The following is a 1,091-nucleotide window of genomic DNA, read 5'->3' as shown; positions in this document are numbered from 1 at the left end:
TGGGGTCCGCGAGGAGCACGGCGCGGTGGTCGAAGCGGGAGCGCTCGGTGGCCAGGGAGTGGCCGACGTCGGGCGGGGCCGCTCTGTTCGGCCCGGTGGTGGAGGTGAGGCGGCCGAGTTGCGCGTCGAGGGCCTGCTCGGACCTGGCCGACACCGGCCACGGCACGACGGTCGGTGTCGGCCTCGGTCCGGCGTCCGTCCCGGCCTCCTCGGGGGCCTCCGGGGCGGGCGCCTGCTCGATGATGGTGTGCGCGTTGGTGCCGCTGATGCCGAAGGACGAGATGCCCGCGCGGCGGGGGCGGCCGCTGTCGGGCCAGGCCGACTCCTCCACGAGCAGCCGTACCGCCCCGGCCTCCCAGTCGACGTGGGTCGAGGGCCGGTCGACGTGCAGCGTGCGCGGCAGGACCCCGTGGCGCATCGCCATGACGGTCTTGATGACGCCGGCGACGCCGGCGGCGGCCTGGGTGTGCCCGATGTTGGACTTGACGGAGCCGAGCAGCAGCGGCCGGTCCCCGGGCCGGTCCTGGCCGTAGGTGGCGAGCAGCGCCTGGGCCTCGATGGGGTCGCCGAGGGTGGTGCCGGTGCCGTGCGCCTCGACCACGTCCACCTCGGAGGCGGGCACTCCGGCGCCCCGCAGGGCCTGGCGGATGACGCGCTGCTGGGAGGGGCCGTTGGGCGCGGTGAAGCCGTTGGAGGCGCCGTCCTGGTTGACGGCCGTGCCCTTGACGACGGCCAGCACGCGGTGGCCGTTGCGCACGGCGTCGGAGAGCCGCTCCACCAAGAGGACGCCGACGCCCTCCGCCCAGCCGACGCCGTCCGCCGCGCCGGCGAACGCCTTGCAGCGGCCGTCGGCGGAGAGGCCCCGCTGGCGGCTGAACTCGACGAACATGCCGGGCGTCGACATCACGGTGGCGCCGCCGGCCACGGCGAGCGAGCACTCGCCGGAGCGCAGCGCCTGTACCGCGAGGTGCAGCGCGACCAGGGACGAGGAGCAGGCCGTGTCCACGGTGACGGCCGGGCCCTCCCAGCCGAAGGTGTACGACAGGCGACCGGACACCACGCTGCCGCCGGCGGTGCCGGAGGGCGAGACG

The 1,091-nt window shown here is 76.0% G+C and carries 1 protein-coding gene; it reads right to left on the bottom strand.

Annotated elements, in window-relative coordinates; genetic code table 11:
- On the bottom strand, positions 1-1,091 hold a 1,091-nt coding region (locus ACFV9O_RS40720), incomplete at both ends, for a beta-ketoacyl synthase N-terminal-like domain-containing protein (protein ID WP_385428195.1).

The sequence above is a fragment of the Streptomyces sp. NPDC059909 genome (assembly GCF_042730885.1).
Classification (GTDB): Bacteria; Actinomycetota; Actinomycetes; order Streptomycetales; family Streptomycetaceae; genus Streptomyces.
The sequence above is the reverse complement of the archived record's forward strand: the minus strand, read 5'-3'. Positions and strand labels throughout refer to the sequence as shown.